Origin of the sequence: Jiangella anatolica (assembly GCF_003236295.1) — a bacterium.
Taxonomy (GTDB): domain Bacteria; phylum Actinomycetota; class Actinomycetes; order Jiangellales; family Jiangellaceae; genus Jiangella; species Jiangella anatolica.
In genome coordinates, this window is record NZ_POTW01000022.1 from 57654 (window position 1) to 81624 (window position 23971).

The 23971-nt window shown below is 74.4% G+C and carries 23 protein-coding genes and 1 pseudogene; 18 read left to right on the forward strand and 6 right to left on the reverse strand.

The genetic code is table 11. From position 1 onward, the window contains the following. The first annotated feature begins 50 nt into the window (after positions 1-50). Positions 51-1043: an aldo/keto reductase gene (locus tag C1I92_RS11515; protein ID WP_111254805.1), complete on the forward strand. Its 993-nt coding sequence runs from the start codon at positions 51-53 to the stop codon at positions 1041-1043. On the opposite strand, the gene C1I92_RS11520 is transcribed toward C1I92_RS11515, so the two are convergent. After that, a complete protein-coding gene (locus C1I92_RS11520; RefSeq protein WP_111254806.1) occupies positions 1040-1996 on the reverse strand; it encodes a helix-turn-helix transcriptional regulator in 957 nt (318 codons plus the stop codon). The genes C1I92_RS11515 and C1I92_RS11520 overlap by 4 nt on opposite strands. Positions 1997-2052: 56 nt before the next feature. Here C1I92_RS11520 and C1I92_RS11525 point away from each other — a divergent pair, with 56 nt between their 5' ends. The 4 genes from C1I92_RS11525 (at position 2053) to C1I92_RS11540 (ending at position 4886) form a co-directional block, all read left to right on the forward strand. Next, positions 2053-2613 carry a mycothiol transferase gene (locus C1I92_RS11525; RefSeq protein WP_111254807.1) on the forward strand — a complete coding sequence of 187 codons (561 nt, stop codon included), beginning with the start codon at positions 2053-2055 and terminating at the stop codon, positions 2611-2613. Further along, on the forward strand, positions 2610-3236 hold the full coding sequence (locus C1I92_RS11530; protein WP_199521147.1) for a GNAT family N-acetyltransferase: 627 nt from the start codon (positions 2610-2612) through the stop codon (positions 3234-3236). Before C1I92_RS11525 ends, C1I92_RS11530 begins: the two co-directional genes overlap by 4 nt. A gap of 79 nt (positions 3237-3315) precedes the next feature. Beyond that, positions 3316-3654, forward strand: coding sequence for a YciI family protein (locus C1I92_RS11535; protein ID WP_111254808.1), 339 nt, complete (start codon positions 3316-3318; stop codon positions 3652-3654). Further along, positions 3651-4886, forward strand: coding sequence for an RNA polymerase sigma factor (locus C1I92_RS11540; RefSeq protein ID WP_111254809.1), 1236 nt, complete (start codon positions 3651-3653; stop codon positions 4884-4886). Before C1I92_RS11535 ends, C1I92_RS11540 begins: the two co-directional genes overlap by 4 nt. Here C1I92_RS11540 and C1I92_RS11545 read toward each other — a convergent pair. From C1I92_RS11545 to C1I92_RS11565, 5 genes are all read right to left on the reverse strand, one after another. After that, positions 4861-5331, reverse strand: a complete 471-nt coding sequence (locus C1I92_RS11545) for a hypothetical protein (RefSeq protein WP_146605105.1) — start codon at positions 5329-5331, stop codon at positions 4861-4863. The genes C1I92_RS11540 and C1I92_RS11545 overlap by 26 nt on opposite strands. A 40-nt stretch (positions 5332-5371) precedes the next feature. Continuing rightward, positions 5372-7468 (reverse strand): MMPL family transporter, encoded by a 2097-nt coding sequence (locus tag C1I92_RS11550; protein ID WP_111254811.1) that lies wholly within the window; start codon positions 7466-7468, stop codon positions 5372-5374. Between the two features lie 94 nt (positions 7469-7562). Then, on the reverse strand, positions 7563-8186 hold the full coding sequence (locus C1I92_RS11555; RefSeq protein ID WP_111254827.1) for a response regulator: 624 nt from the start codon (positions 8184-8186) through the stop codon (positions 7563-7565). A gap of 69 nt (positions 8187-8255) precedes the next feature. Beyond that, positions 8256-9410 (reverse strand): sensor histidine kinase, encoded by a 1155-nt coding sequence (locus tag C1I92_RS11560; RefSeq protein WP_111254812.1) that lies wholly within the window; start codon positions 9408-9410, stop codon positions 8256-8258. Positions 9411-9468: 58 nt separating this feature from the next. Next, positions 9469-10026: a TetR/AcrR family transcriptional regulator gene (locus tag C1I92_RS11565; protein ID WP_111254813.1), complete on the reverse strand. Its 558-nt coding sequence runs from the start codon at positions 10024-10026 to the stop codon at positions 9469-9471. Positions 10027-10111: 85 nt separating this feature from the next. On the opposite strand from C1I92_RS11565, the pseudogene C1I92_RS35575 reads away from it, so the two are divergent. The 13 genes and pseudogenes from C1I92_RS35575 to C1I92_RS11630 all read left to right on the forward strand — a co-directional run. Further along, a pseudogene (locus C1I92_RS35575) lies at positions 10112-10684 on the forward strand (NAD-dependent epimerase/dehydratase family protein); the annotation flags it as partial. 337 nt (positions 10685-11021) lie between these two features. Further along, positions 11022-12446: a 3' terminal RNA ribose 2'-O-methyltransferase Hen1 gene (locus C1I92_RS11575; protein ID WP_111254814.1), complete on the forward strand. Its 1425-nt coding sequence runs from the start codon at positions 11022-11024 to the stop codon at positions 12444-12446. Continuing rightward, entirely contained in the window at positions 12443-14965 is a 2523-nt protein-coding gene (locus C1I92_RS11580) for a polynucleotide kinase-phosphatase (RefSeq protein WP_111254828.1), read from the forward strand. Before C1I92_RS11575 ends, C1I92_RS11580 begins: the two co-directional genes overlap by 4 nt. A gap of 56 nt (positions 14966-15021) precedes the next feature. Further along, positions 15022-15657, forward strand: coding sequence for a nicotinamide riboside transporter PnuC (gene pnuC, locus C1I92_RS11585; RefSeq protein WP_111254815.1), 636 nt, complete (start codon positions 15022-15024; stop codon positions 15655-15657). Between the two features lie 5 nt (positions 15658-15662). Further along, positions 15663-16772: an AAA family ATPase gene (locus tag C1I92_RS11590; RefSeq protein ID WP_111254829.1), complete on the forward strand. Its 1110-nt coding sequence runs from the start codon at positions 15663-15665 to the stop codon at positions 16770-16772. Beyond that, positions 16762-17493, forward strand: a complete 732-nt coding sequence (locus tag C1I92_RS11595; protein ID WP_111254816.1) for an NUDIX hydrolase — start codon at positions 16762-16764, stop codon at positions 17491-17493. The genes C1I92_RS11590 and C1I92_RS11595 overlap by 11 nt, the downstream gene beginning before the upstream one ends. A gap of 41 nt (positions 17494-17534) precedes the next feature. Then, on the forward strand, positions 17535-17999 hold the full coding sequence (locus tag C1I92_RS11600; RefSeq protein WP_111254817.1) for a MarR family winged helix-turn-helix transcriptional regulator: 465 nt from the start codon (positions 17535-17537) through the stop codon (positions 17997-17999). Next, complete coding sequence (locus tag C1I92_RS11605; protein WP_111254818.1) at positions 17996-18430, forward strand: MarR family winged helix-turn-helix transcriptional regulator; 435 nt, start codon at positions 17996-17998, stop codon at positions 18428-18430. Before C1I92_RS11600 ends, C1I92_RS11605 begins: the two co-directional genes overlap by 4 nt. A gap of 39 nt (positions 18431-18469) precedes the next feature. Then, positions 18470-19951 (forward strand): MFS transporter, encoded by a 1482-nt coding sequence (locus C1I92_RS11610; RefSeq protein WP_199521150.1) that lies wholly within the window; start codon positions 18470-18472, stop codon positions 19949-19951. Continuing rightward, entirely contained in the window at positions 19948-21621 is a 1674-nt protein-coding gene (locus C1I92_RS11615; protein WP_111254820.1) for a DUF885 domain-containing protein, read from the forward strand. Before C1I92_RS11610 ends, C1I92_RS11615 begins: the two co-directional genes overlap by 4 nt. Positions 21622-21624: 3 nt before the next feature. Then, complete coding sequence (locus C1I92_RS11620; RefSeq protein ID WP_111254821.1) at positions 21625-22740, forward strand: winged helix DNA-binding domain-containing protein; 1116 nt, start codon at positions 21625-21627, stop codon at positions 22738-22740. A gap of 9 nt (positions 22741-22749) precedes the next feature. After that, the gene (locus tag C1I92_RS11625; RefSeq protein ID WP_199521151.1) at positions 22750-23445 is read left to right on the forward strand and encodes an HAD family hydrolase; all 696 of its coding nucleotides are present in this window, start codon (positions 22750-22752) and stop codon (positions 23443-23445) included. Next, a partial coding sequence (locus tag C1I92_RS11630; protein ID WP_146605106.1) for a threonine ammonia-lyase occupies positions 23442-23971 on the forward strand: 530 nt, incomplete at its 3' end. The genes C1I92_RS11625 and C1I92_RS11630, both read left to right, overlap by 4 nt.

Consider the following 23971-nt stretch of genomic DNA (forward strand, 5'->3'; position numbering starts at 1 on the left):
GGATACGCCGGGCCTGCACAGGCGGCCCGGCCGCGCCGACGCTGGAGAGCATGACAACCAAGCTCGACACCCGCACCCTCGGCCGCACCGGCCCTGCCGTCACATCGCCCGGACTGGGCGGCCTGGGCCTGTCCGGCGCCTACGGCCGCACCGACGACGACCACAGCGTCCGGGTCATCCACAGCTACCTCGACGCCGGCGGCACCCTGCTGGACACCGCCGACTTCTACGGCGCCGGCCACAACGAGCAACTGATCGCCCGCGCCCTGCGCGACCGCCGCCGCGACGACGTCGTGCTGTCGGTGAAGTTCGGCGCCCTGCTCGCGCCCGGCCGCCCGCCGGGCGGGTTCGACGGCCGCCCGGCGGCGGTCCGCAGCTCGCTCGCCTACTCGCTGCAGCGGCTGGGCACCGATCACGTGGACGTCTACCGGCCGGCGCGGCTGGACCGCGGCGTGCCGATCGAGGAGACCGTCGGCGCGATCGCCGAGCTGGTGGAGCAGGGCCACGTCCGCCACATCGGGCTGAGCGAGGTCGGCGCCGAGACGATCCGCCGAGCGGCGGCGGTCGCGCCCATCTGCGACCTGCAGATCGAGTACTCGCTGCTCAGCCGCGGTATCGAGGACGAGATCCTGGCCACCTGCCGGGAGCTCGGCATCGGCATCACCGCCTACGGCGTGCTCGCGCGCGGCCTGATCGGCGGCAGCGGCACGGCCGACGGCGCCCGTGCGATCTCGCCGCGGTTCCAGGGCGCCAACCGCGAGCACAACGAGGCGCTGGTCGCCCGGCTCCAGGGCATCGCCGACGCGAAGGGCGCGACGGTGGCGCAGCTGGCGATCGCCTGGGTCGCGGCGCAGGGCGACGACATCGTCCCGGTCGTCGGGCCGCGGCGGCTCGACCAGGTGGCGTCGATGATCGGCAGCACCGGCATCACCCTGACCGACGACGACCTGGCCGGCCTCGACGAGCTCATCCCGGCCGGCTCCGCCCGCGGCGACCGCTACCCGGCGCCGTTCATGGCCGACCTCGACAGCGAGCGGCCTTAGAGCCCGGACGCGGCGACCAGGCGCTGGCCGACGGCGTGGGCGGTGTGCTGGAGCTCCGTGCACCCGACGATGCGGAACGGGACCGGCAGCACGGCCAGCTGCTCGGCGTACCACCAGGGGTTGCTGGTGCTGCCGGTCAGCCGGGTCGTCTCCGCGTCGACGGCCTCCAGGGCGCCGAGCGTGCGCGGCAGGTACCCGCGCACCTTCTCCAGCGGCCCGTCGACGATCACCTCGGTCTCGAACTCCCAGCCGCGGGCCAGGTGTGCCTCAAGTTCGGCGACGGCGTCCAGGCCGGCCGGCGGCGAGAACGACCCCGGAAGCGCCGACGCCGACGTGACGCGGTCGATCCGGTAGGCGCGCCGCGCGGACGAGCCGTGCGACCAGCACAGCAGGTACCAGCGGCCGTGCCGGACGACGACGGCCCAGGGCTCGACGTCGGCGGACCACTCCGAGCCGGCCTCGGAGCGGTAGCCGAGGTGGACGAGGCGGCGGTCGGCGCAGGCCTGCACGAGCGTCGTCGCGATGGACGGGTCGGGGCGGGCGGCGGCGCGGTCCGGCGCCGGCGCCGTCGTCCGGCGGACCGCCTCGGCCTGCTGCGCGATCGGCTCGGGGAGCGCCCGCAGCAGCTTCCCCAGCGCGCTGCCGACCGGGTCCGCGGCGTCGGCCGCGTCGTGGTGACCGTCGAGCACGGCCATGACCAGGCCCAGCACCTCGGCCTCGGAGAACAGCAGCGGCGGCAGCCGGACCCCGCGGCCGACGCGGTACCCGCCGTAGGGTCCGCGCACGGAGTCGATCGGCAGGCCGGCCTCGCGCAGGATGGCGACGTAGCGCCGGGCGGCCCGCTCGGTGACGCCCAGCGCGTCGGCCAGCCGCTCGGCGGTGATGCCGGGGCTGGCCTGGATCAGCTCGAGCGCCAGCAGCGCCCGCGCCGTCGGGCTGGCGTCGATCGACACGGCATTTCTCACAATCCGGAAGCGGAACGTCCGGAACAGACTCTAGCGTGCCTCCCATGGACCTTCAGGACATGACCGTCATCAAGGAGTCGATGGCCGGCGACGAGGTCGAGATGCTGACGTTCGCGCTCGACCGCGCCCGGGCGCAGTTCGCCTGGAAGTGCGACGGCCTCGACGCGAAGGCGCTGAGCACGCCGCTCCCGCCGTCGACCATGACGCTCGGCGGAATGCTCAAGCACATGGCGCTGGCCGAGGACATGCGCATCGCCGAGTTCATCACCGGCGACCCCATGCCCGAGCCGTGGAAGCAGGAGAACTTCGACGCCGACCCCGACTGGGAGTGGCACTCGGCGGCGAACGACACCCCGGACGAGCTGTACGGGCTGTGGCGCGCGTCGGTGGAGCGGTCCCGCGCGGCGTGGGCGACGGTACTGGCGAACGGCGCCGGCCTGGACCAGCCGTCGATCTTCACGACGGAGTCCGGCCAGCACCCCAACCTGCGCCGGGTGCTGGTCGACGCCGTTGAGCACTACATCCGCCACGCCGGGCACGCCGACCTGCTGCGCGAGAACATCGACGGCCGCGTCGGGGAGGACCCGCCGCAGCCGGCGTCGTGACGGAGCCGATCCGCGCGGAGCAGGTGACGGTCGTCCCGGCGAACGAGGCCAGCTGGACCGACCTCTCCGCGGTGTTCGGGACGGCCGGCGACGCGGCTCGCTGCCGCTGCCAGTGGTTCAAGGTCGAGGGCTGGATGTGGCGCGACTCCACGTTCGACCAGCGAGTCGAGCGGCAGCGCGCGCAGACCGGGTGCGACGAGCCGGACGCCGGGCACACCAGCGGGCTGGTCGCCTACGTCGACGGCGAGCCGGCCGGCTGGGCGGCGGTCGAGCCGCGGGTCGCGTACCCGAAGCTGACCAGAGGCCGCAGCCGGGTGACGTGGGGCGGCCGGGACGAGGACCGCGATGATCCGGGCGTGTGGGCGGTGACCTGCATGATCGTGCGGCACGGCTATCGCGGCCGCGGCTTGACCTACCATTTGGCCGCGGCCGCCGTCGGCCACGCCCGCGACCGCGGCGCCCGGGCGCTGGAGGCGTACGCGATGCTCACCGAGCCGGGCAAGGAGATCACCTGGGGCGAGCTGTACGTCGGCGCCCGGCAGGTGTACGAGGCTTCCGGGTTCACCGAGGTCAGCCACCCCACGAAGCGCCGCGTCGTGATGCGGGTGGAATTCGGCGCGTAGCTGTGTCGGATCCGGGCCGGCCCGTTCGTCGTGGGGGCGTCACCGCGAAGATGACACCATCCAGCGAAGGAGAAGCCCCATGAGGTACCTGATGCTCGTCGGCACCGACCCGGACCACACCGAGGCCGACGCCGCGGCCGCGCCCGACATCGAGGAATGGTTCGGCTACGTCACCGGCGCCGGGAAGCACGTCATCGGCGACCGGCTCCGCCCGTCCTCCGCCGCGACGACGGTGCGCGTGCGCGGCGGTGAGCTGCTGGTCACCGACGGCCCGTTCGCCGAGACCAACGAGTGGATCGTCGGCTTCGACGTGCTCGACTGCGAGGACCTGGACGAGGCGATCGAGATCGCGTCGAAGCACTCGATGGCCTACACCGGACGGCTGGAACTGCGGCCGTTCTGGCCCCTCGACGGGTGACGGACGCCCGCCGCCCGGTCGCGGCGGCGGTCGCCGGCGCCGTCGCCGCCGAGCGGCTGCGCATCGTCGCCGCGTTGATCCGGGTCACCGGCGACTTCGACCTCGCCGAGGACTGCCTCCAGGACGCCATCGAGCGGGCGCTGCAGCGCTGGCCCGCCGACGGCGTCCCGGAGAATCCCGGCGCCTGGCTGACGACGACGGCCCGGCGCCGCGCGCTCGACGTCCTCCGACGCCGGCAGACGGAGCGGACGAAGCTGCGCGAGGCGCAGGCGCTGGCCGAGCTGGCCCGCGACGCCACCGCCGACGAGCCCGGCCCGTACGCCGACGACCGGCTGAAGCTGCTGTTCACCTGCTGCCATCCGGCGCTGCCGATGGCCGGCCGGGTCGCGCTGACGCTGAAGTCGGTGGCCGGGCTGTCGACGCGGCAGATCGCCCGGGCGTTCCTGGTCAGCGAGGCGACGATGGGGCAGCGGCTGCTGCGCACGAAGAACAAGATAGAGCACGCCGGCATCGGCTTCCGGGTGCCGGAGCCGCACCGGCTGGCCGCCCGCGTCGACGCCGTCCTCGCCGTCGTCTACCTGATCTTCACCGAGGGCTACGCGACGGTGCACGACGACCTCGCCGCCGAGGCGATCCAGCTGTCCGGCCTGCTCACGCAGCTGCTCCCCGACGACGACGAGGTGCTCGGCCTGCACGCCCTGCTGCTGCTGCAGCACGCCCGCCGCCCGGCCCGCACCGACGCCGCCGGGGAGCTGATCACCCTGGAGGACCAGGACCGCGACCGGTGGGACGGCGCGGCGATCGAGGCCGGCCTGACGACGCTCGCGGCGGCCCGGGCGACCGGCCGGCCGCCCGGCTACTACCGGCTGCAGGCGGAGATCGCCGCGCTGCACACGACCGCCGCCGGCCCCGGCGAGACCGACTGGCCGCGCATCGTCATCGCCTACGACGCGCTGCTCGCGCTGCGCCCGTCGCCGTCGATCGCGCTGAACCGGGCCGTGGCGGTCGGCTTCCGCGACGGGCCCGCGGCCGGGCTGGCCGCCGTCGAGGCGATCGGCGCGGACCACCCGCTGCTGCCCGCCGTCCGGGCCGACCTGCTGCGCCGGGCCGGACGGCGTCAGGAGGCGGCCGCCGCCTACCGGGACGCCGTCGCCGCCGCCCGGACCGAGCCCGAGCGGCGGCTGCTGGAACGACGGCTCAGCGAGGTCAGCGATCCAGCCGGCGATACGTGACGGCGAAGTCGGTCGCCCACGTCCGGCCGTCGGACGACGCCTCCCAGCGCCCGTCGATCGTCGCGCCGTCCGCCGCGACGGTGCCCTCGAAGCGCTGATGGAAGTCCTCGCCAGGGCGCGACGTCATCGTCCAGCGGCGGTCGTCGTCGAAGGCCATCCGGTAGACGCGGCCGACGCCACGGGCGTCGCTGAGGAGCATCGTGTAGGCGCCGGAGTAGTCGTCGACGCCGATGACGGTCTCGGTCCACTCCGGGGCCGCCCCCTCCCACTCCGGGACGAGGAACGTCTGCGGGTCGGTCCGCTGGGCGAGGAGCCCGCCGTCGCCCTGCCAGCGGAACGTCGTGCGGGCCCGGCTCATCACCCGGTCGTCGATGGTCGCGGTCAGCTCCCAGGCGCCCACCAGAACGTCGAGGCGGGCCAGCCGAGGATTCATGGTTCGGTCCATGATCCTCAGACTGGCCCACCCGGCGGAATTCATCGAGTGGTCAGCGCACCAGCGCGGGCTCCCGCTGCATCCGTGCCTCGGCCGACTCCGGCTCGGGCGCCGACTCGGTGAGGGCGATGCGCTCGTGCACCCGGCGCAGCGGCCGCGGCAGCCACCAGTTCCACCGGCCGAGCAACGTCATCGTCGCCGGGACCAGCAGCATCCGGACCACGACGGCGTCCAGCGCGATCGCCAGCACCAGCCCCACGCCGATCGCCTTGATCGGCGCGAACCCGCCGAACACGAACCCGGCGAACACGACGCCGATGATCAGCGCGGCCGCGGTGACGATGCCGCCGGTGCGCTGCAGCCCGGCGACCACCGAGCCGGAGGCGCCGTCGCCGGCCAGCCAGCGCTCCCGGATCCGCGACAGCAGGAACACCTCGTAGTCCACCGACAGCCCGAACGCGATCGCGCCGACCAGGATCGGGACGGTCAGCTGCAGGTAGCCCAGGCCGTCGGTGCCGAGCAGCCCGGCGAGGTGGCCCTGCTGGAACACCCAGACGACCACGCCGAGCGCCGCGCCGATGCTCAGCAGGTTGGTGAGGATCGCCTTGACCGGCAGCAGGATCGAGCCGGTGAACGCGAACAGCAGGGCCAGCGTTCCGATCGCGACCAGTGCGATCGCCCACGGCAGCCGGTCGGCCAGCATCGCCTGGTAGTCGACCAGCGTCGCGGTGTCGCCGCCCACCTGCACGTCGTACGGCAGGTCCAGCGCCCGGATCGAGCGGACGGCGTCCTGGGCGGTGTCGCCCTCGGCGTCGCCGGACGGGGTCGCGGCCAGCCCGGTGAGCTCGTCGGTGAGCGGGACGACCTCGACCGACGCGATGCCGGGCAGGTCCGCGACCGTGGCCCGCAGATCCTCGACCGACGCGGCCGGCGCCGATGCCACGATCTCGATGTCGCCGGCCCAGCGGGCCTGCTCGGGGAAGTCGGCGGTGAGCCGGTCCCACAGCTCGCGGGTGTCCGTCGACGCCGGCAGCATCCGCGGGTCACCCTGCGAGATGTGCATGTCCGCGACCGGCGCCGCCAGCGTGACCAGCGCGGCCGCGGTCGTGACGAGAGTGAGGACGGGGCGGCGCTGGACGCCGCGGGCGACCCGGGCGAACACGCCGTCGCCGTTCTGCTCCCGCGACGGCGAGATCCGCCGGCCGAACATCGTCAGCAGCGCCGGCAGCAGCGTCAGCGCCGCGGCCATGTCGGCCAGCACGACGGCGGACCCGGCCAGCCCCATCGAGCGCAGGAACGGGTCGTTGAAGACCACCAGCCCGGCCAGCGCGACGGCGACCGTCAGGCCGGAGAACACGACCGTCCGCCCGGCCGTGGCCGACGTCCGCAGCACGGCCTCGCGGACGTCCGTCGTCGTCCGCCGCTCCTCCCGGAACCGGCTGACCATCAGCAGCGCGTAGTCGACGGCCAGTCCGACGGCCAGCATCGTCGTGATCTGGACCGAGTACACGGACACGTCGGTGACCTGGCTGAACGCGAACAGCGTCCCGAACGTCGCGCCGACGCCGACGACCGCGATCAGCAGCGGCAGCCCGGCCGCGAGGATGCCGCCGAACACGAGCAGCAGCAGGATCAGCACGACCGGCATGGTCAGCATCTCCGCGCGGGCGACGTCCTCCTGCGCCGTCTCGGAGAACTCGACGTCGGACAGCGGGCCGCCGGACACGACGACCGAGGTCGCGTCGACCGACTCCAGCCGCTCGGCCGCCGCGGCCGCCTCGCCCTCGCCGTCGTCCTCCAGCCCGGGCGACAGCGCGATCTCGACGAGGACCGCGTCGGAGGTCTGCGACGGCAGCGGCGGCGACACCGACGCGATGCCGGGGAGCGCGGCGACGTCCGCGAGCCCGTCCTCCAAGGAGGGGGCGGACGCGCCGGAGACGACGGCGGTGACGGTCTCACCCTCCGGCGCGACGGCGTCGACGCTCTGCTCGGCCCGCTCGGCCTCGCTGCCCGGGACCGTGCCGACGTCGGCGGTGAGGCGGTCGAAGACGCCGATGCCGATGCCGAACCCGGCGGCGAGCACGACGACCCACGTGAGGATCGTGACGAGGGGGTGCCTGACGGCGAACCCGGTGATGTGGCGCAACATGGCGGGCCTCCTGGGGATCCGATGGACTGGGTCGATCGTGTCCCCGGACCAGGGCCCGGCGGATCGCCGGGAAGAGCGGATTCGAGCCTCGCTCTCAGGAGTGAGATTCCCCCGGAACGACCAGGCCGGTCTCGTACGCGAGCACGACCGCCTGGACCCGGTCGCGCAGGCCGAGCTTGCTGAGCATGCTGCTCACGTGCGTCTTCACGGTGTGCTCGGTGACGAACAGCTCGGCCGCGATCTCGGCGTTGGACAGCCCGCGGGCGACCTGGCGCAGCGTCTCCGTCTCGCGGGCGGTCAGCGCGTCCAGCCGGCCGTCGGCGGCGCCCTGGCCGGCGCCGGGCGGGCCGCCGCCGCGGCCGACGACGTCCGCGATCAGCCGGCGCGTGACCGTCGGCGCCAGCAGCGCCTCGCCGGCCGCGACGACGCGGACCGCCTCGACCAGCTCGTCGCGGCGCATGTCCTTGAGCAGGAACCCGCTGGCGCCGGCCCGCAGCGCGTCGTACACGTACTCGTCCAGGTCGAACGTGGTGAGCACGAGGACGCGGGCGTCGGTCTCGCGGCAGATCGCGGTGGTCGCCTCGATGCCGTCCATGTGGGGCATCCGGACGTCCATCAGCACGACGTCCGGGCGCAGCTCGCGGGCGGCGGCGACGGCCTTGACGCCGTCCTCGGCCTCGCCGACGACGGCGATGTCGGGCTGCACGTCGAGGATCATCGCGAACCCGCCGCGCACCAGCGCCTGGTCGTCGGCGATCAGCACGCGGATGGTCGGCTCGGGCACGCCCTAATCCAAGCGCAGTGACGCGGTCACGCGGAAGCCCACGCCGCCGGGTCCCGGCCCGGCGTCCAGCGTCCCGCCGGCGGCGGCGACCCGCTCGCGCATGCCGATCAGGCCGTGCCCGCTCCCGTTGGCCGACGGCGCCGACGAGGGCGCCGGGCCGCCGCCGTCGTCGGCGACCTCGATCCCCAGCGCGGAATCGGACCAGGTCAGCCGCACGTCGACGCGGCTGGCGGCGGCGTGCTTGACGGTGTTCGTCAGCGACTCCTGGACGATCCGGTACGCCGTCGCGGCGACATCGGCCGGGACCGGCCGGGGCGCGCCGTCCTGCGTCAACGTCGCCGTCAGCCCGGCCTCGTCGACCCGCTCGACCAGCCCGGGCAGCGCCTCCAGTCCGGGCTGCGGCGCCCGGTCGCCGTCGTCGTCGGCCGAGCGGAGCACGCCGAGCACGCGGCGCAGCTGCGCCAGCGCGTCCCGGGCGGTGACGGAGATGGTGTCGAACATCTGCTCCGCACGGTCCGGGTCGTGCCGGACGGCGATCGGCCCGGCCTCCGCCTGGACGACGACCAGGCTCATCGAGTGGGCGAGGATGTCGTGCATCTCGCGGGCGATGCGTTCGCGCTCGCGGGTCGCGACGGTCTCCTGCTCGCGGGTCAGCCGCAGCGCTCGTTCCTCGAGCATCGCGATGCGGTCGCGACGGGCCCGGGCCGCGGTGCCCAGGGCGTACGCGATCGCGAACATGATGCCGATCATGCCGAGGTTCAGCGCCTCGTCATCGGGGATGACGATCGAGACGGTGATGCCGGCGACCGTGCAGAGGACGGCGATCAGCCGCAGCAGCGGCGGCGACAGCGCGGCGAACGTGTACGTCGCGACCAGCTGCGCAGCCGGCACGTCGGAGAGGACGTCCGCGCTGGCCAGCACCGTCGTCGACACGCCGGTGATCGCGGTGACGGCGAACGGGTACCGTCGCCGCCACAGCAGCGGCACGGTGTTCACCGACGCCGCCAGCGGCACCCACCAGTAGAGCCGGTCGGCGACCCCGGCGTCGAAGATGACGTAGAGCGCGCAGGCCGCGGCGATCGCGGCGTCGACGGCGACCGGCGGCAGGCCGCGGCCCCACGCGGCCAGCCGCTCGCCGTACTCGCTCAGTCGCCCCATCGGCTCAGTATCCAGGCCGCCCGGCGGTCACGTCCTCACTCCCAGGAGTGGGAAACGCTCACCTCAGGGCGCGCAGCGCCGCGGCCGCGTCGGCGATGCAGACGCCGATGCCGGGCGGCTGCTCGGCCGAGACCCAGCGCGCGAAGCCGACCTGGAAGACCGTGACGGCGCTCTGCGCGGCCAGCGTGGCGGCCGGCTCGGCGACGCCGCGGCCGCGCAGCGCGCCGGCCGTGGCCTCGGCCAGCGCGGCGAGCTTCAGCAGCTCGCGCTCCTGCAGGCCGGGATTGGCCGAGATGATGGCGAAGCGGCGGACCGAGTGCTCGTGGCGATCCTCGAGCAGGCCGCCGGCGGCGAGCATGCCGGCCAGCGCGGCGTCGAGCGGCGTGTCATCGGCCGGCGCCGCCAGGATCGCCTCGACCGCCGTGCGCTCCAGCGTCCGGGAGCTGTCGAAGAGCACCTCGCGCTTGTCGGCGAAGTGGCGGAAGAACGTCCGCTCGGTCACGCCGGCGCGCGCTGCGATGTCGCCGGCGGTGGTCTGCTCGAAGCCGCGCTCGGCGAACAGCTCCATCGCCGCGCGGACCATGCGCCCGTTCGCGTCCGGCTCCCAGCGACCCATGCACGCAGTCTAGTGATGGCAGCCGCTGACATCACGCGCTAGCATCGATGTCAGGCACTGACATCATCAGACGAGAGGAAGTCCCATGCGCGTCTTCGTCACCGGAGCTTCGGGCTGGATCGGCTCGGCCGTCACCGACGAGCTCCTCGCTCACGGCCACGAGGTGGTCGGCCTCGCCCGCTCCGACCACTCCGCCGCCGCGCTCGCGGCCAAGGGCGCCGCCGTCCATCGCGGCAGCCTCGACGACCCCGACAGCCTCGCGGCAGGCGCGGGCGCCGCCGACGCCGTCGTCCACCTGGCGTTCAAGCACGACTTCACCGACTACGCGGCGGCGGGCCGCACCGAGCACGCCGCCGTCCGGCGCATGCTCGACGAGCTCGCGGGGAGCGACCGGCCGTTCCTGCTGGCCGCAGGCCTGGCGGGCCTCGTCGAGGGGCGCCCGGCGACGGAGGACGACCCCTCGCCGAACCACGGGCCGGACTCGGTGCGCGGCGGCGGTGAGAACCTCGCGCTCGGCTACGCCGATCGCGGTGTCCGCGCGATCTCGGTGCGCTTCGCCCCGACCGTGCACGGCATGGGCGACCCCGGGTTCGTCTCGACGCTGGCGACGATCGCGAAGGAGCGCGGCGCGGCCGGCTACATCGGCGCCGGCGAGACGCGCTGGGCGGCCGTGCACCGCTCCGACGCGGCGCGGCTGGTGCGGCTGGCGCTCGAGGGGGCGCCGGCTGGATCGCGGGTGCATGCGGCCGCCGAGGGCGGCCTGCTCTCCCGCGACATCGCCGCCGCCCTGGGCCGCCAGTTGGGGCTGCCGGCGGTGCCGGTGCCGCCGGATGAGGCCGAGGCGCACTTCGGCTGGATGGCCCGCTTCTTCGGCGCCGACGTCGCCGCGTCGAGTGAGCGCACCCGGTCCGAGCTCGGCTGGACGCCCCCGGGCCCTTTCCCGGTCCCGGCGAAATCACGTCGTACCGACGAGGTCGGATGGCGAGAATGGTCCGGTGCTGCTGACGCTGACCTCGACCGCCGACCACGCCACCGATCTCGGCTATCTGCTGCACAAGCATCCCGAGCGGGTGCAGAGCTTCGACCTGAGCGTCGGCACCGCGCACGTCTTCTACCCGGAGGCGACGGACCAGCGGTGCACCGTCGCGCTGCTGCTCGAGGTCGACCCGATCGGCCTCGTCCGCGGCCGGCGGTTCGGCGGCGACGCGCTCAGCCTGGCGCAGTACGTCAACGACCGGCCGTACGCGGTGTCGTCGATGCTGTCGGTGGCGCTGGGCCGGGTGTTCGGGTCGGCGCTGAAGGGACGCTGCGACGCGCGGCCGGAGCTGGTCGGCGTGCCGCTGCCGCTGGAGGTCCGCCTCCCGGCGCTGGCCGGCGCCGGCATCGTCACCGGGCTGTTCGCGCCGCTGGGCTGGACGGTCGACGCGGCGGTGCGGCCGCTGGACCCGGAGCTCCCGGAATGGGGCGACTCCCGCTACGCCGACGTGACGCTGCGCGGCACGCTGCCGCTGGACCGGGCGCTCTCGCACCTCTACGTGCTGCTGCCGGTGCTCGACGGCGCCAAGCACTACTGGGTGAGCAGCGACGAGGTCGACAAGCTGATCCGCACCGGCGGATCCTGGCTGGCCCAGCACCCGGAGCGGGACGCGATCGTCACGCGCTACCTGGCGCGCAAGCGCGGCTTCGTCGCCGACGCGCTGAGCCGGCTGGCCGAGCTGGACGACGCGCCCGCCCTCGCCGACGAGACCGACGCGGCCGACGAGACCGACGAGGCGGGCGAGATCGAGGCGGCCGGCGAGGCGTCCGTGCCGCTGGCGACGCTGCGCCGGGCGGCCGTCGTCGAGCAGTTGAAGGCGGCGGGCGCGCGCCGCGTCGTCGACCTCGGCTGCGGCGAGGGGATGCTGCTGCGCGAGCTGCTGGCCGACCCGTCGTTCACCGAGATCGTCGGCGCCGACGTCGCGCCGCGGGTGCTGGAGAAGGCGGCCGGCCGGCTGCACCTGGACCGGATGGGCGACCGGCAGCGCGAGCGCATCACGCTGCTGCAGTCGTCTGCGGTCTACCGCGACGATCGGCTGGCCGGCTTCGACGCCGTCGTCCTCATGGAGGTGATCGAGCACGTCGACCCGGACCGGCTGCCCGATCTGGAGCGGACGGTGTTCGCGCACGCGCGGCCGCGCACGGTCGTCGTCACCACGCCGAACGCCGAGTACAACGTGCTGTTCCCGAGCCTGCACGAGGGCGGGCTGCGGCACCGGGACCACCGCTTCGAGTGGGGCCGGGCGGAGTTCGCCGCCTGGGCCGAGCGCGTCGCGCAGGCGCACGGCTACACCGTCGCCCACGCGCCCGTCGGCGAGCCCGATCCCGGCGCCGGCCCGCCGACCCAGCTCGCGACGTTCACCCGGTCGGAGGCGCCGGCATGACCGGCATCGCGATCCCGGAGCTGTCGCTCGTCGCGCTGGTCGGCGTGTCCGGATCCGGCAAGTCGACGTTCGCCGCCCAGCACTTCGGCCGGTTCGAGGTCGTGTCCAGCGACTTCTGCCGCGGCCTGGTCGCCGACGACGAGAACGACCAGACCGTCAGCGCCGCCGCGTTCGACGTCCTCCACTACATCGCCGGGAAGCGGCTGGAGGGCGGCCGGCTCACCGTCGTCGATGCCACGAACGTGCAGCGCGACGCCCGGCGCCAGCTCCTCGACCTCGCGAGGGCGCACGACGTGCTGCCGGTCGCGATCGTCCTCGACGTCCCGGAGAGCGTCTGCCTGGAGCGCAACCGCAACCGCCCGGACCGCGACTTCGGCCCGCACGTCGTCCGGCGCCAGCGCGACCAGTTGCGCCGTTCGCTCAAGGGACTGGCGAAGGAGGGCTTCCGGCAGGTGCACGTGCTGCGCTCGATCGACGAGATCGAGGCGGTGACGATCACGCGTGAGCGGCTCTACAACGACCGCCGCGACGAGCACGGCCCGTTCGACGTCATCGGCGACGTGCACGGCTGCCGCTCGGAGCTGGTGAGCCTGCTGGAGCGGCTCGGCTACGTCGTGACCGACGATGACGCCGTCCACCCCGAGGGCCGCCGGGTGATCTTCCTCGGCGACCTCGTCGACCGTGGCCCGGACAGCCCGGGCGTGCTGCGGCTGGCCATGGGCATGACGGCGACCGGCCACGCGCTCGCCGTCCCGGGCAACCACGAGCACAAGCTGATCCGTGCCCTGGACGGCAAGCAGGTGAAGATCGGGCACGGGCTGGCCGAGACGCTGGCCCAGCTGGAGCGGCAGCCGCCGGAGTTCACCGTCGCCGTCCGCGAGTGGTGCCGCGGCCTGGTCTCGCACCTCGTCCTCGACGACGGCAAGCTGGTGGTCGCGCACGCCGGACTGAAGGAGGCCTACCACGGCCGCGCCTCCGGGCGCGTCCGCTCGTTCGCGCTGTACGGCGACACGACCGGCGAGACCGACGAGTTCGGCCTGCCGGTGCGCTACCCGTGGGCGAACGACTACCGCGGCCGCGCGATGGTGCTGTACGGGCACACGCCGACGCCGGAGCCGGAGTGGGTCAACAACACGATGTGCCTCGACACCGGCTGCGTGTTCGGCGGTCACCTCACCGCGCTGCGCTACCCGGAGCGCGAGGTCGTCCAGGTGCCGGCTGAGCGGGTCTGGTACGAGCCGGTGAAGCCGCTGGTCCCGTCGGCGCCGGTCTGCGGCGGCGACGAGCTGGACCTCACCGACGTGCTCGGCAAGCGGGTCGTCGAGACCGCGCACCACGGCCGGGTGACGGTGCGCGCGGAGAACGCGGCCGGCGCGCTGGAGGTGATGAGCCGGTTCGCGCTGCACCCGCGCTGGCTGCCGTACCTGCCGCCGACGATGGCGCCGGTCGCGACGTCGCCGCTGCCGGACCTGCTGGAGCACCCGGCCGAGGCGTTCGCCGCGTTCGCCGCCGACGGCGTCGGCGAGGTCGTGTGCGAGGAGAAGCACATGGGCTCGCGGGCCGTGCTGCTGGTCTGCCGCGACGCGGAGACCGCGGCCCGGCGGTTCGGCGCGCCGGCCGGCGAGACCGGCGCCGTCTACACCCGGACCGGCCGCTCGTTCTTCCCGCCGGCGCTGACGGAGCAGCTGCTCGGCGACGTGCGGGCGGCGGTGTCCGCGGCCGGGCTGTGGGACGAGCCGGCCACCGGCTGGCTGCTGCTCGACGCCGAGCTGCTGCCGTGGTCGGTGAAGGCCGGGCCGCTGCTGCGCGACCAGTACGCCGCGGTCGGCGCGGCCGCCCGGTCGGCGCTCCCCGCAGCGGTGACGGCGCTGTCGGCCGCCGCGGCGCGCGGCCTGGACGTCGCCGCGCTGCTGGACCGGACCCGGTCGCGGGCGGTGAACGCCGACGCGTTCGCGGCCGCGTACCGGCGCTACGTGTGGCCGGTCGACGGGCTCGACGGCGTGCAGGTGGCGCCGTTCCAGCTGCTCGCGACCGAGGGCGCGACGTACCACGACCGGCCGCACGCCTGGCACCTGGAGCTGGCCGACCGCCTGGTCGCCGCGGACCCCGTCCGCTTCCGTCCGACCCGCCGGCTGCGCGTGTCGACGTCGTCGCCGGAGTCCGTCGCGGCCGGCGTCGAGTGGTGGGCGTCGCTGACCGGCGACGGTGGCGAGGGGATGGTCGTCAAGCCGGCCGCCGGGCTCGTCCGCGGGAGGAAGGGGCTGGTCCAGCCGGGCCTCAAGGTGCGCGGCCGCGAGTACCTGCGGCTCATCTACGGCCCCGACTACACCGAGCCGGCGAACTTGGCGCGGCTGAAGGACCGCGGGCTCGGGCACAAGCGGTCGCTGGCGCTGCGCGAGTACGCGCTCGGCCTGGAGGCCCTGGAGCGCCTGGCCCGGTCCGAGCCGCTGTGGCGGGTGCACGAGCCGGTCTTCGCCGTGCTCGCGCTGGAGTCCGAGCCGGTCGACCCGCGACTGTAGTCAGCGTGACACTAAGGCGCTATCGTCTCCTGTAGTCACCCTGACTACAGGAGGCGATGATGATCGACTGGTTGCAGTCTCCGGCGTGGACGGCGTTCGGCGCGCCCACCAGCCGGGCCGAGCTGCTGGGCTTCCTGACCGGCGCCGCCTGCGTCTGGCTGGTCGGCCGGCAGTCGCTGTGGAACTGGCCGGTCGGCATCGCGAACAACCTGCTGTGGATCGCGCTGTTCGCGTCGGCAGGGCTCTATGCCGACTCGGGGCTGCAGGTCGTGTACATCGGGCTGGCGGTGTGGGGCTGGTGGAACTGGCTGAACGGCGGCGGCGCGGCGGCGCTGCCCGTCACCGGGGTGACGGGGCGCGAGTGGGCCGGGCTGGCCGTGGCCGGAGTCGCGGGAACGGCGACGCTGACCGTCGCCCTGGCCGCCTGGACGCCGTCGACGGTGCCGTTCTGGGACGCTGTCACGACGGTGCTGTCGCTGCTCGCGACCTGGGGTCAGGCGCGCAAGCGGTGGCAGTCCTGGCTGTTGTGGATCGCGGCCGACCTCGTGTACGTGCCGCTCTACCTGCACAAGGGGCTGACGTTGACGGCGTTGCTCTATGCCGGGTTCCTCGGGTTGTGCGTGGCCGGTCTGGTGCGCTGGCGCACGTCGATGGCCGGGACGAGCGCGACCGTCCCCGTACCGGCCGGGTGACGACGATGTACCGCCACGCCCTGGTCATCGGGAAGTTCTACCCGCCGCACGCGGGTCACCATCACCTCGTCCGGACCGCGGCGACGGTGGCCGAGCGGGTCACCGTCGTCGCGATGGCGGCGGCGACGGAGAGCCTGCCGCTGGCCGACCGCGTGCGCTGGCTTCGTGAGGTGCATGCCGTCGATCCCGGCGTGGTCGTGACCGGCGTCCGCTGCGACGCGCCGATGGACCTCGAATCGGAGACGGTCTGGGCGGCGCAGGTCGCCTCGATGCGGGCCGCGACCGCCGCCGTCACCGCCACCCCGATCGATGTCGTACTCACCGGAGAGGCGTACGGCGCCGAACTGGCTCGCCGGTTCGGGGCGGCTCACGTCGCCGTGGATCCGGATCGGACCCAGGTGCCGGTGTCGGCGACGGCGGTCCGCGCCGATCTCGCCGGGCACTGGCATCGGCTGGCCGCGCCGGTCCGCCGCGACCTCGCCTGCCGGGTGGTCGTCGTGGGCGCCGAGTCGACCGGGACGACGACGGTGAGCCAGGTGCTGGCCGAGCACTACCGAGCCCGCGGTGGCGTCTGGCGGGCGACCGCCTGGGTGCCGGAGTACGGGCGGCACTACACCGTCGCGAAGCTGGCCCAGTCGCGAGTCGGCCGGCCGGAGGCCGAGGTGACCGACCTGGTGTGGACCGCGCCGGACTTCGCCGTCATCGCGGGCCGGCAGAACCGGATGGAGGACCTGGCGGCGGCGACCGGGTCGCCCCTGGTGGTCTGCGACACCGACGCCTTCGCCACGACGATCTGGGAGCGGCGCTACCTCGGCCGCGACAGCCACCACGCCCGCGTTGCCGGCACGGTCGACCTCCCGCGACGTGACGTCTACCTGGTCACCGACCACATCGGGGTGCCGTTCGTCCAGGACGGTCTGCGCGACGGCGAGCAGGTGCGGGCGAGGATGACCGGCTGGTTCACGGCGGCGCTCACGGCCGCCGGGCACTCGTGGGTGCTGCTGACGGGCACGCTGGACCAGCGGCTACGGCTCGCCGTGCGGGTGGTCGACCAGCTGCTCGCGGTACGGTGCAGCTTCGCGGAGCCGATGAAGGCGGAGGCAGTTGGCGGGTAGGGGCGAGCAGAGCGACGAGCGGGCGTACGACCCGGCCGCCTTCCCGCCGTTCGCCGTGACGGCGGACCTGGCCGTGTTCACGTTGCGCGACGGTTCGCTCTGCCTGTTGCTGGTCCGCCGAGGCGTCGAGCCGTTCGCCGGGTGCTGGGCGCTCCCTGGCGGCTTCGTACAACCGCACGAGTCGGCCGACGAGGCGGCCCGGCGTGAACTGGCCGAGGAGACCGGTGTCGAGTTCGCCGGTCACCTCGAACAACTCGCCACCTACAGCGACCCGGATCGCGATCCGCGGATGCGTGTGGTGTCCGTCGCCTACGTCGCGCTCGCGCCGTCGTTGCCCGACGTCGCCGGCGGGAGCGACGCGGCCGAGGCGCGGTGGTGGCCGGTCACGTCGATGCGGCCGGCCGAGCTGGCGTTCGACCACGCGCACATCGTGGGCGACGCGCTGGAGCGGGTCCGGGCGAAGCTGGAATACACGACCCTGGCCACCCAGTTCGTCGACGAGCCGTTCACAGTCCGTGACCTCCAGGAGGTCTACGAGGCGGTGTGGGGGGTCACCTGGGACCGGGCGAACTTCCGCCGCAAGGTGCTCTCGACCCCCGGCTTCGTCGTCTCCGTCGAGCACGGCGTGCGGCCCGGCTCGGCGACCGGCGGCCGGTCCGCCCAGCTCTATCGCAGGGGCGACGCGCTTGCGCTGTACCCGCCGATCCTGCGGCCGAAATAAAAGGTTGCCGTGGACATAGTGTCCACGTACAGTTTTTCGGGATGAAGAAGCATCCGACACCGGGCTACCTGATCTGGCGGCTGGCCACCAAGTGGGGCGCGCTGCTGGACCGGGTGCTCGCGCCGTTCGGGCTCACCCAGGCGCAGTTCTCCGTGCTCGGCACGCTCTACGGCATCTCCAAGGGCGGCGGGCAGCCCAGCCAGCGGGAACTGTCCGACCACACCGGCCTGGACCCGGTCTTCGTCTCCAAGCTGGTACGCACGCTCGAGGGCAACGGCCTGGTGCGCCGCAGCACCGACCCGGCCGACTCGCGCGCCGTCCGGCTCGCCCTCACCGACAACGGCACCGAGGTCGTCCAGGCCGCGGGCGAGCGCGTCATGGCACTGCAGGAGCAGCTCGCCGCGCCGCTCGGCGGGCCCGAGAGCGAGCAGACCCGCGCCTTCGTCGCCACCCTCACCACCCTGCTCGAGGCGCCACCGCCGCAGGACCCCGGGAGGTCCGCATGATCACCACCCCGTTCATCGGTGTCGACATCGGCGCCGCCGCCAAGGCCATCCACTCGTTGCTCGGCCTGATCCTCGACGCCCGCGGCGTCACGCTGGCCGAGTGGGTCGCGCTGCGCACGCTGGGCACCTCGCCCGGCCGGGTGTCGCAGCCGTCCCTGCGCGACGGCCTGGTGCTGGCGCTCGACATCGACGCCGTCGAGGCGACGGCGGTGCTCTGCGCGCTGGAGGACCGCGGTCTGCTGGCCTACGACACGTACGAGCAGGCGGGGCTGACGTCGGCCGGGCGGGCCCAGTACGACGAGCTGCACGCGGGGGTCGTCGCGGTGACGGCGCAGGCCTACGCCGGCATCGACGCCGAGGAGCTGGCGACGACGCGGCGGGTGCTCGCCACGGTCGTCGCGCGGGCGGCGGAGCTGCGTTCGGAGCTCTAGCTTGACCTGAACATTGGTTCAGGTTGTCTGCTGGGGTCCGTGACCACCTCCGAAACCTCCGGACGCGCCTGGGCCGGGCTGGCCGTGCTGAGCGTCGTCGCCGTCCTCGCCTCCCTCGAACTGACCGTCACCCATCTCGCGCTGCCGGCCATCGACGCCGACCTGCGCCCGTCCGGCACCCAGCTGCTGTGGATCGTCGACGTCTACGCGTTCCTGCTGGCCGGCTCGATGCTGGCGCTGGGCGCCGTCGGCGACCGGATCGGCACCCGGCGGCTGCTGATGATCGGCGCCGGCGCGTACGGCGTGCTGTCGGTCGTCGCCGCGTACGCGCCGAGCGCCGGATCGCTGATCGCGGTGCGTGCGCTGCTCGGCGTCGCGGGCGCCACGCTGATGCCGTCGACGCTGTCGCTGACGGCGGCGATGTTCCCCGACGCGCGGCGGCGGGCCGTCGCGGTCGGGATCGTGGTCGCCAGCGTCGCGGGCGGCACCGCGATCGGCCCGCTGGTCGGCGGCGCGCTACTGGAGCGGTACTGGTGGGGCTCGGTGTTCCTGCTCGGCGTGCCGGTGATGGTGCTGATCCTCGCGCTCGGGCCGGTGCTGTTGCCGGCCGGCGAGCGGACGGCGGCGGCCCGGATCGACGTCGTCAGCGTCGTCCTGTCGCTTGGCGCGGTGCTGCCGCTGGTGTGGGGGCTGAAGGAGATCGCCGCCGGCGGTGCGGGCTGGCCGCCGGTCGCGGCGGTGGCCGGCGGCGTTGTGCTGGGCACGGTGTTCGTGCTCCGGCAGCGGTCGCTGGCCGACCCCGTCGTCGACGTGCGGCTGTTCCGCGACGCGGGCTTCTCGGTGGCGGTCGCGACGCTGGCGATCGGCATCTTCGTGCTGTGGGGCGCGAACTACTACCTCGCCCAGTACCTGCAGTTGGTGCAGGATCTCTCGCCGCTGCGCGCGGGGCTGTGGACGGCGCCGTCGGCGGCCGGGGTGATCGTGGGGTCGCTGCTGGCGCCGCGGCTGACCCGACGGATCCGGCCGGGCGTGGTGATCGGCGCCGGGCTGACGGTGTCGGCGGCCGGCTTCGCGCTGCTCACCCAGCTGACCGCGTCCTCGTCGCTCGGCCTGCTGGTGGCCGGCTCGGTGACGGTGTCGGCGGGCCTCGGCCCGATGATGGCGCTGGCCACCGACCAGGTCGTCGGCGCCGCGCCGCCGGAGCGGGCCGGCGCCGCCGCGGCGCTGTCGTCGATGGCGCCGCAGCTGGGCGGGGCGCTGGGCATCGCCGTCCTGGGCAGCGTCGTGGCGGCGGTGTTCCGCGGCGCGGGGACCGGCGCGGACACGCTCGGCGCGGCCGTCGCGTCGGTCCGGGACCCGGACGCGCTCGCGGTGGCCAGGGACGCGTTCACCGACGGGATCACCGTGGCCGCGACGGTCAGCGCGCTGCTCGCCGCGGTGCTGGCGATATCCGTTGTCGCACTGTCGGCGCGCCGGGATAGCGTCGTCCCCACGAGCCGACCCCGTGGGAGATCCGCATGACCATCGCCCAGCTCGCCGACGAGCTCATCGACGCCATGTTCGACGCGGCCCCGCTGGAGGCCTCGCTGATCGGCTTTCGCGATCGCGAGGACAAGCTGACCGACTACACCGAGGCGGGCGAGGCGGCGGTCGACGACCGGCTGGCCGGCATCGCGGCGCGCGCCGAGGCCGTCGATCCGGCCGGGCTGGACGACGCCGACCGCATCACCCGCGCCGTCATCCTGCAGCAGGCCGAGAGTGAGCGCGACCGGCTCGCCGTCCGTGGTGTCGAGTACACCGTCACCGACTCGTTCTTCGCGCCGGCGCCGGCCACGCTCTCGTTCCTGCCGATGACCGGCATCACCGAACAGGCACACGCCGACGGCTACCTCGCCCGGCTGGCCGGGCTGCCGGCGCTGCTCGACGCGATCGCGCGGCGGCACCGCGACGGCATCGCCGCCGGCCGGCTGCCGGTGCGCCGGCTGGCCGAGGCCACCGCCGAGCATTTCACCCGCTACCTGGCCAGCCCCGACGACGACCCGTTGCGCCGCCCCGAGCCGGCGGCCGGCAGCGGTGCCGACGCCGCGGCCTTCCGGGCCGAGCGCGACCGGCTGCTCACCGAGGTCGTGTACCCGGCCATCGGCCGCTACCGCGACGCCGTCGCCGCCGACGTGGCGCCGCACGGACGGCCCGACGACCGCGCCGGGCTGTGCTGGCTGCCCGGCGGCGACGAGTTCTACGCCAGGGCCGCCAAGGGTCACACCACGACTATCCGCACCCCCGACGAGCTGCACCAGACCGGCCTCGACGTGCTGGCCGGGCTGACCGAGGAGTACGCCGTCGTCGGCGAGCGGGTGTTCGGCACCGGCGAGCTGGAGCAGATCCTGCACCGGTTGCGCACCGACCCGGCGATGCGCTGGCGCGACGCCGACGAGCTGCTGCGGGCCGCCCGGTCGGCGATCCGGCGGGCCGAGCAGGCCGCGCCGCAGTGGTTCGGCCGGCTGCCGTCGCAGAGCTGCGTCGTCGAGGCGGTGCCCGCGGCCGAGGCGCCCGGCGCTCCCGCCGCCTACTACATGCAGCCGGCCATGGACGGCAGCCGCCCGGGCACCTACTTCGCGAACACGCACGAGGCCGAGAAGCGCGACCGCTACGCCGCCGAGTCCGTCGCGTTCCACGAGGGCGTGCCCGGCCACCACTTCCAGCTCACCATCGCCCAGGAGCTCACCGACCTGCCGCTGCTGCGCCGGCTCGCCAACGTCACCGCGTTCGACGAGGGCTGGGGGCTCTACGCCGAGCGGCTGGCCGACGAGATGGGGCTGTACTCCGACGACATCGCCCGGCTGGGCATGCTCAGCGAGGACTCCCTGCGGGCGTGCCGGCTGGTCGTCGACACCGGGCTGCACGCGAAGGGCTGGAGCCGGCAGCAGGCGGTCGACTTCATGGTCGCCAACACGGCCACCAGCCGGGTCGAGATCGAGACCGAGGTCGACCGCTACATCTCCGCGCCCGGACAGGCGCTGGCCTACATGGTCGGCCGGTTGGAGATCCAGCGCATCCGCGCCGCCGCGGCCGAGATCGCCGGCGACCGGTTCGACCTGCGCGCCTTCCACGACGTCGTGCTGGGCAACGGGCCGCTGCCGCTGGGCGTGCTGGACGAGGTCGTCAGCGCCTGGGCCGCGCGGCAGGGCTGAGCGATGGACGAGGTCGAACTGGTCCGCCGCCGGCTGCGCACCGTCGGCCTCGGCGGGCCGCTCGACGCGGCGACGCCGGGCGAGGTCGTCGCCTGGTTCGGCGCGCTGCAGTCGCAGGACTACCACCCGGCCAAGTGGGCCGTCGGCCAGCGGCTCGGCGGCGCCGTCACCGACGCCGGCCTGGACCGGGCGTTCGACGACGGCGAGCTGCTGCGCACCCACGTGCTGCGCCCGACCTGGCACTTCGTCACCCCCGACGACATCGGCTGGCTGCTGGCGCTGACCGGCCCGCGGGTGCACGTCCTCAACGGCTACGCCTACCGCCAGTTCGACCTCGACGACGCCGTCCTGCGCCGCGGCACGGAGGTGATCGCCGGTGCGCTGGCCGGCTCGACGTACCTGACCCGGGCGCAGGTCGGCGACGTCCTGGCGAGCGCCGGCATCGTCGCCGAGCGGTTCCGGCTGGCCTACATCCTCATGTTCGCCGAGCTGGAGGGTGTGGTCTGCAGCGGGCCGCTGGCCGGCAAGCAGCACACGTACGCCCGCCTCGACGAGCGGGCGCCGAACGCCCGGACGCTGGACCGCGACGCGGCGCTGGCCGAGCTGACCCGGCGCTACTTCACCAGCCACGGCCCGGCGACGGTGAAGGACTTCGCCTGGTGGTCCAGCCTGACCCGCACCGACATCGCGGCCGGGCTGGCGCTGGCCGGCGACGCCCTGGAGAGCCACGAGGTCGACGGCGTCACCTACTGGGCCGCGGCGGGCACGGCCGACGGCCCGGGCGCCGGCGACGTCGACGAGACCGCCGTGCATCTGGTGCAGGCCTATGACGAGTACCTGGTCGGCTACACCGAGAGCAAGCGGCTGCTCGACCTCTCCGGCGTCGCGGCCGGCACCCGGCTCGACGGCGCCGCCAACAGCGTACTGCTGCTGGGCAGCCAGGTCGCCGGGCGGTGGCGGCGGACGCTGAAGCCCGGCGAGGTGCACCTCGACGTCGGCCTGTACGAGCCGTTCCGAGCGGCCGTCGCACCCGGCCTGCAGGCCGCCGCCGACGTGCACGGCGCGTTCGTCGAGCGGACCGCCACGGTCGCCACCGCCCCGATCGGCGTCGCCTCGTAGGGTGAAGAGGTGGCTGAGCTCGCGGCGGTGGTGTTCGATCTGGACGACACGCTCTTCGACCACTCCGGCGCCGCGGCACACGGCCTCGGCGCCTGGCTGGCCACGTTCCACGGCCCGGCCACGCCGGAGCTGACGGCGGCCTGGTTCGAGTTGCAGAACCGGCACTTCGCCGCCTGGCGCGACGGCCTGGTCAGCATGGCCGAGCAGCGCCGCCGTCGGATCGACGGGCTGTTCGCGCTGCTCGGCCGGCCGGCGCCGGACCCGGCCGGGCTGGACGCGCTGTGGGCCGAGTACGCCGCGGCCTACCGGACCGGCTGGCGCCGCTTCGACGACGCCGAGGCGGCGCTGGCGCTGGTGGCGGCGGCCGGGCTGCGCACCGGCATCCTCACCAACGGGCCGGACGAGCTGCAGAACGACAAGATCGCGACGATCGGGCTGATCGGACGGGTCGGCCCCGTCGTCACCGCCGAGTCGCTGGGCTGCGCCAAGCCCGATCCGCGCGCGTACGCCGGCCTGTGCGCCGCGCTCGGCCTCGACCCAGCCAGCGTCCTCTACGTCGGCGACGACCACGAGCTGGACGTCGTCGCCGCCCGCGCCGCCGGGCTGCGCGCCGTCCACCTGGACCGCCGCGGCACCGGCCCGGCCGGCGAGCGCGACCGCATCGCGTCGCTGCACGAGCTGGCCGCACACCTGGAGCAATCATGACGACGACGAACCTGCCCGGGCCGGCCGACGTGGCCGCGGCCCGGGCCACCATCGCGCCGTACATCCGGCGCACGCCGCTGCTGCGCGCCGAGGTCGACGGCCGGCCGCTGCTGCTGAAGCTGGAGCACCTGCAGCGCAGCGGCTCGTTCAAGCTGCGCGGTGCGCTGACGGCGCTGCTGAACGGCGACCGGCCGGAGCACGTCGTGACGGCGTCCGGCGGCAACCACGGCCTCGGCGTCGCGACGGCAGCCGGGCTGCTCGGCCTGCCGGCCACGGTGTACGTGCCGCACACCGTGCCCGAGACCAAGGCGCGCCGGATCGAGGAGACCGGCGCCCGGCTGATCCGGCACGGCGACACCTACGCCGACGCGGCCGCCGCGGCGACGGCGGCGGCCGCCGGGCCCGGCGCACGGTACCTGCCCGCCTACGACCATCCCGACGTCATCGCCGGTCAGGGCACGGTCGCCGCCGAGGTGATCGAGGAGGCGCCGGACGTGGACGCGGTGGCCGTCGCGGTGGGTGGGGG

Bases quoted from the DNA above. Each gene is read 5' to 3' on its own strand.
- C1I92_RS11515 (WP_111254805.1), top strand. From the start codon at position 51: ATGACAACCAAGCTCGACACCCGCACCCTCGGCCGCACCGGCCCTGCC.
- C1I92_RS11525 (WP_111254807.1), top strand. From the start codon at position 2,053: ATGGACCTTCAGGACATGACCGTCATCAAGGAGTCGATGGCCGGCGAC.
- C1I92_RS11535 (WP_111254808.1), top strand. From the start codon at position 3,316: ATGAGGTACCTGATGCTCGTCGGCACCGACCCGGACCACACCGAGGCC.
- C1I92_RS11545 (WP_146605105.1), bottom strand. From the start codon at position 5,331: ATGGACCGAACCATGAATCCTCGGCTGGCCCGCCTCGACGTTCTGGTG.
- C1I92_RS11550 (WP_111254811.1), bottom strand. From the start codon at position 7,468: ATGTTGCGCCACATCACCGGGTTCGCCGTCAGGCACCCCCTCGTCACG.
- C1I92_RS11555 (WP_111254827.1), bottom strand. From the start codon at position 8,186: ATGATCCTCGACGTGCAGCCCGACATCGCCGTCGTCGGCGAGGCCGAG.
- C1I92_RS11560 (WP_111254812.1), bottom strand. From the start codon at position 9,410: ATGGGGCGACTGAGCGAGTACGGCGAGCGGCTGGCCGCGTGGGGCCGC.
- C1I92_RS11565 (WP_111254813.1), bottom strand. From the start codon at position 10,026: ATGGGTCGCTGGGAGCCGGACGCGAACGGGCGCATGGTCCGCGCGGCG.
- C1I92_RS11580 (WP_111254828.1), top strand. From the start codon at position 12,443: ATGACCGGCATCGCGATCCCGGAGCTGTCGCTCGTCGCGCTGGTCGGC.
- pnuC (WP_111254815.1), top strand. From the start codon at position 15,022: ATGATGATCGACTGGTTGCAGTCTCCGGCGTGGACGGCGTTCGGCGCG.
- C1I92_RS11590 (WP_111254829.1), top strand. From the start codon at position 15,663: ATGTACCGCCACGCCCTGGTCATCGGGAAGTTCTACCCGCCGCACGCG.
- C1I92_RS11600 (WP_111254817.1), top strand. From the start codon at position 17,535: ATGAAGAAGCATCCGACACCGGGCTACCTGATCTGGCGGCTGGCCACC.
- C1I92_RS11605 (WP_111254818.1), top strand. From the start codon at position 17,996: ATGATCACCACCCCGTTCATCGGTGTCGACATCGGCGCCGCCGCCAAG.
- C1I92_RS11615 (WP_111254820.1), top strand. From the start codon at position 19,948: ATGACCATCGCCCAGCTCGCCGACGAGCTCATCGACGCCATGTTCGAC.
- C1I92_RS11620 (WP_111254821.1), top strand. From the start codon at position 21,625: ATGGACGAGGTCGAACTGGTCCGCCGCCGGCTGCGCACCGTCGGCCTC.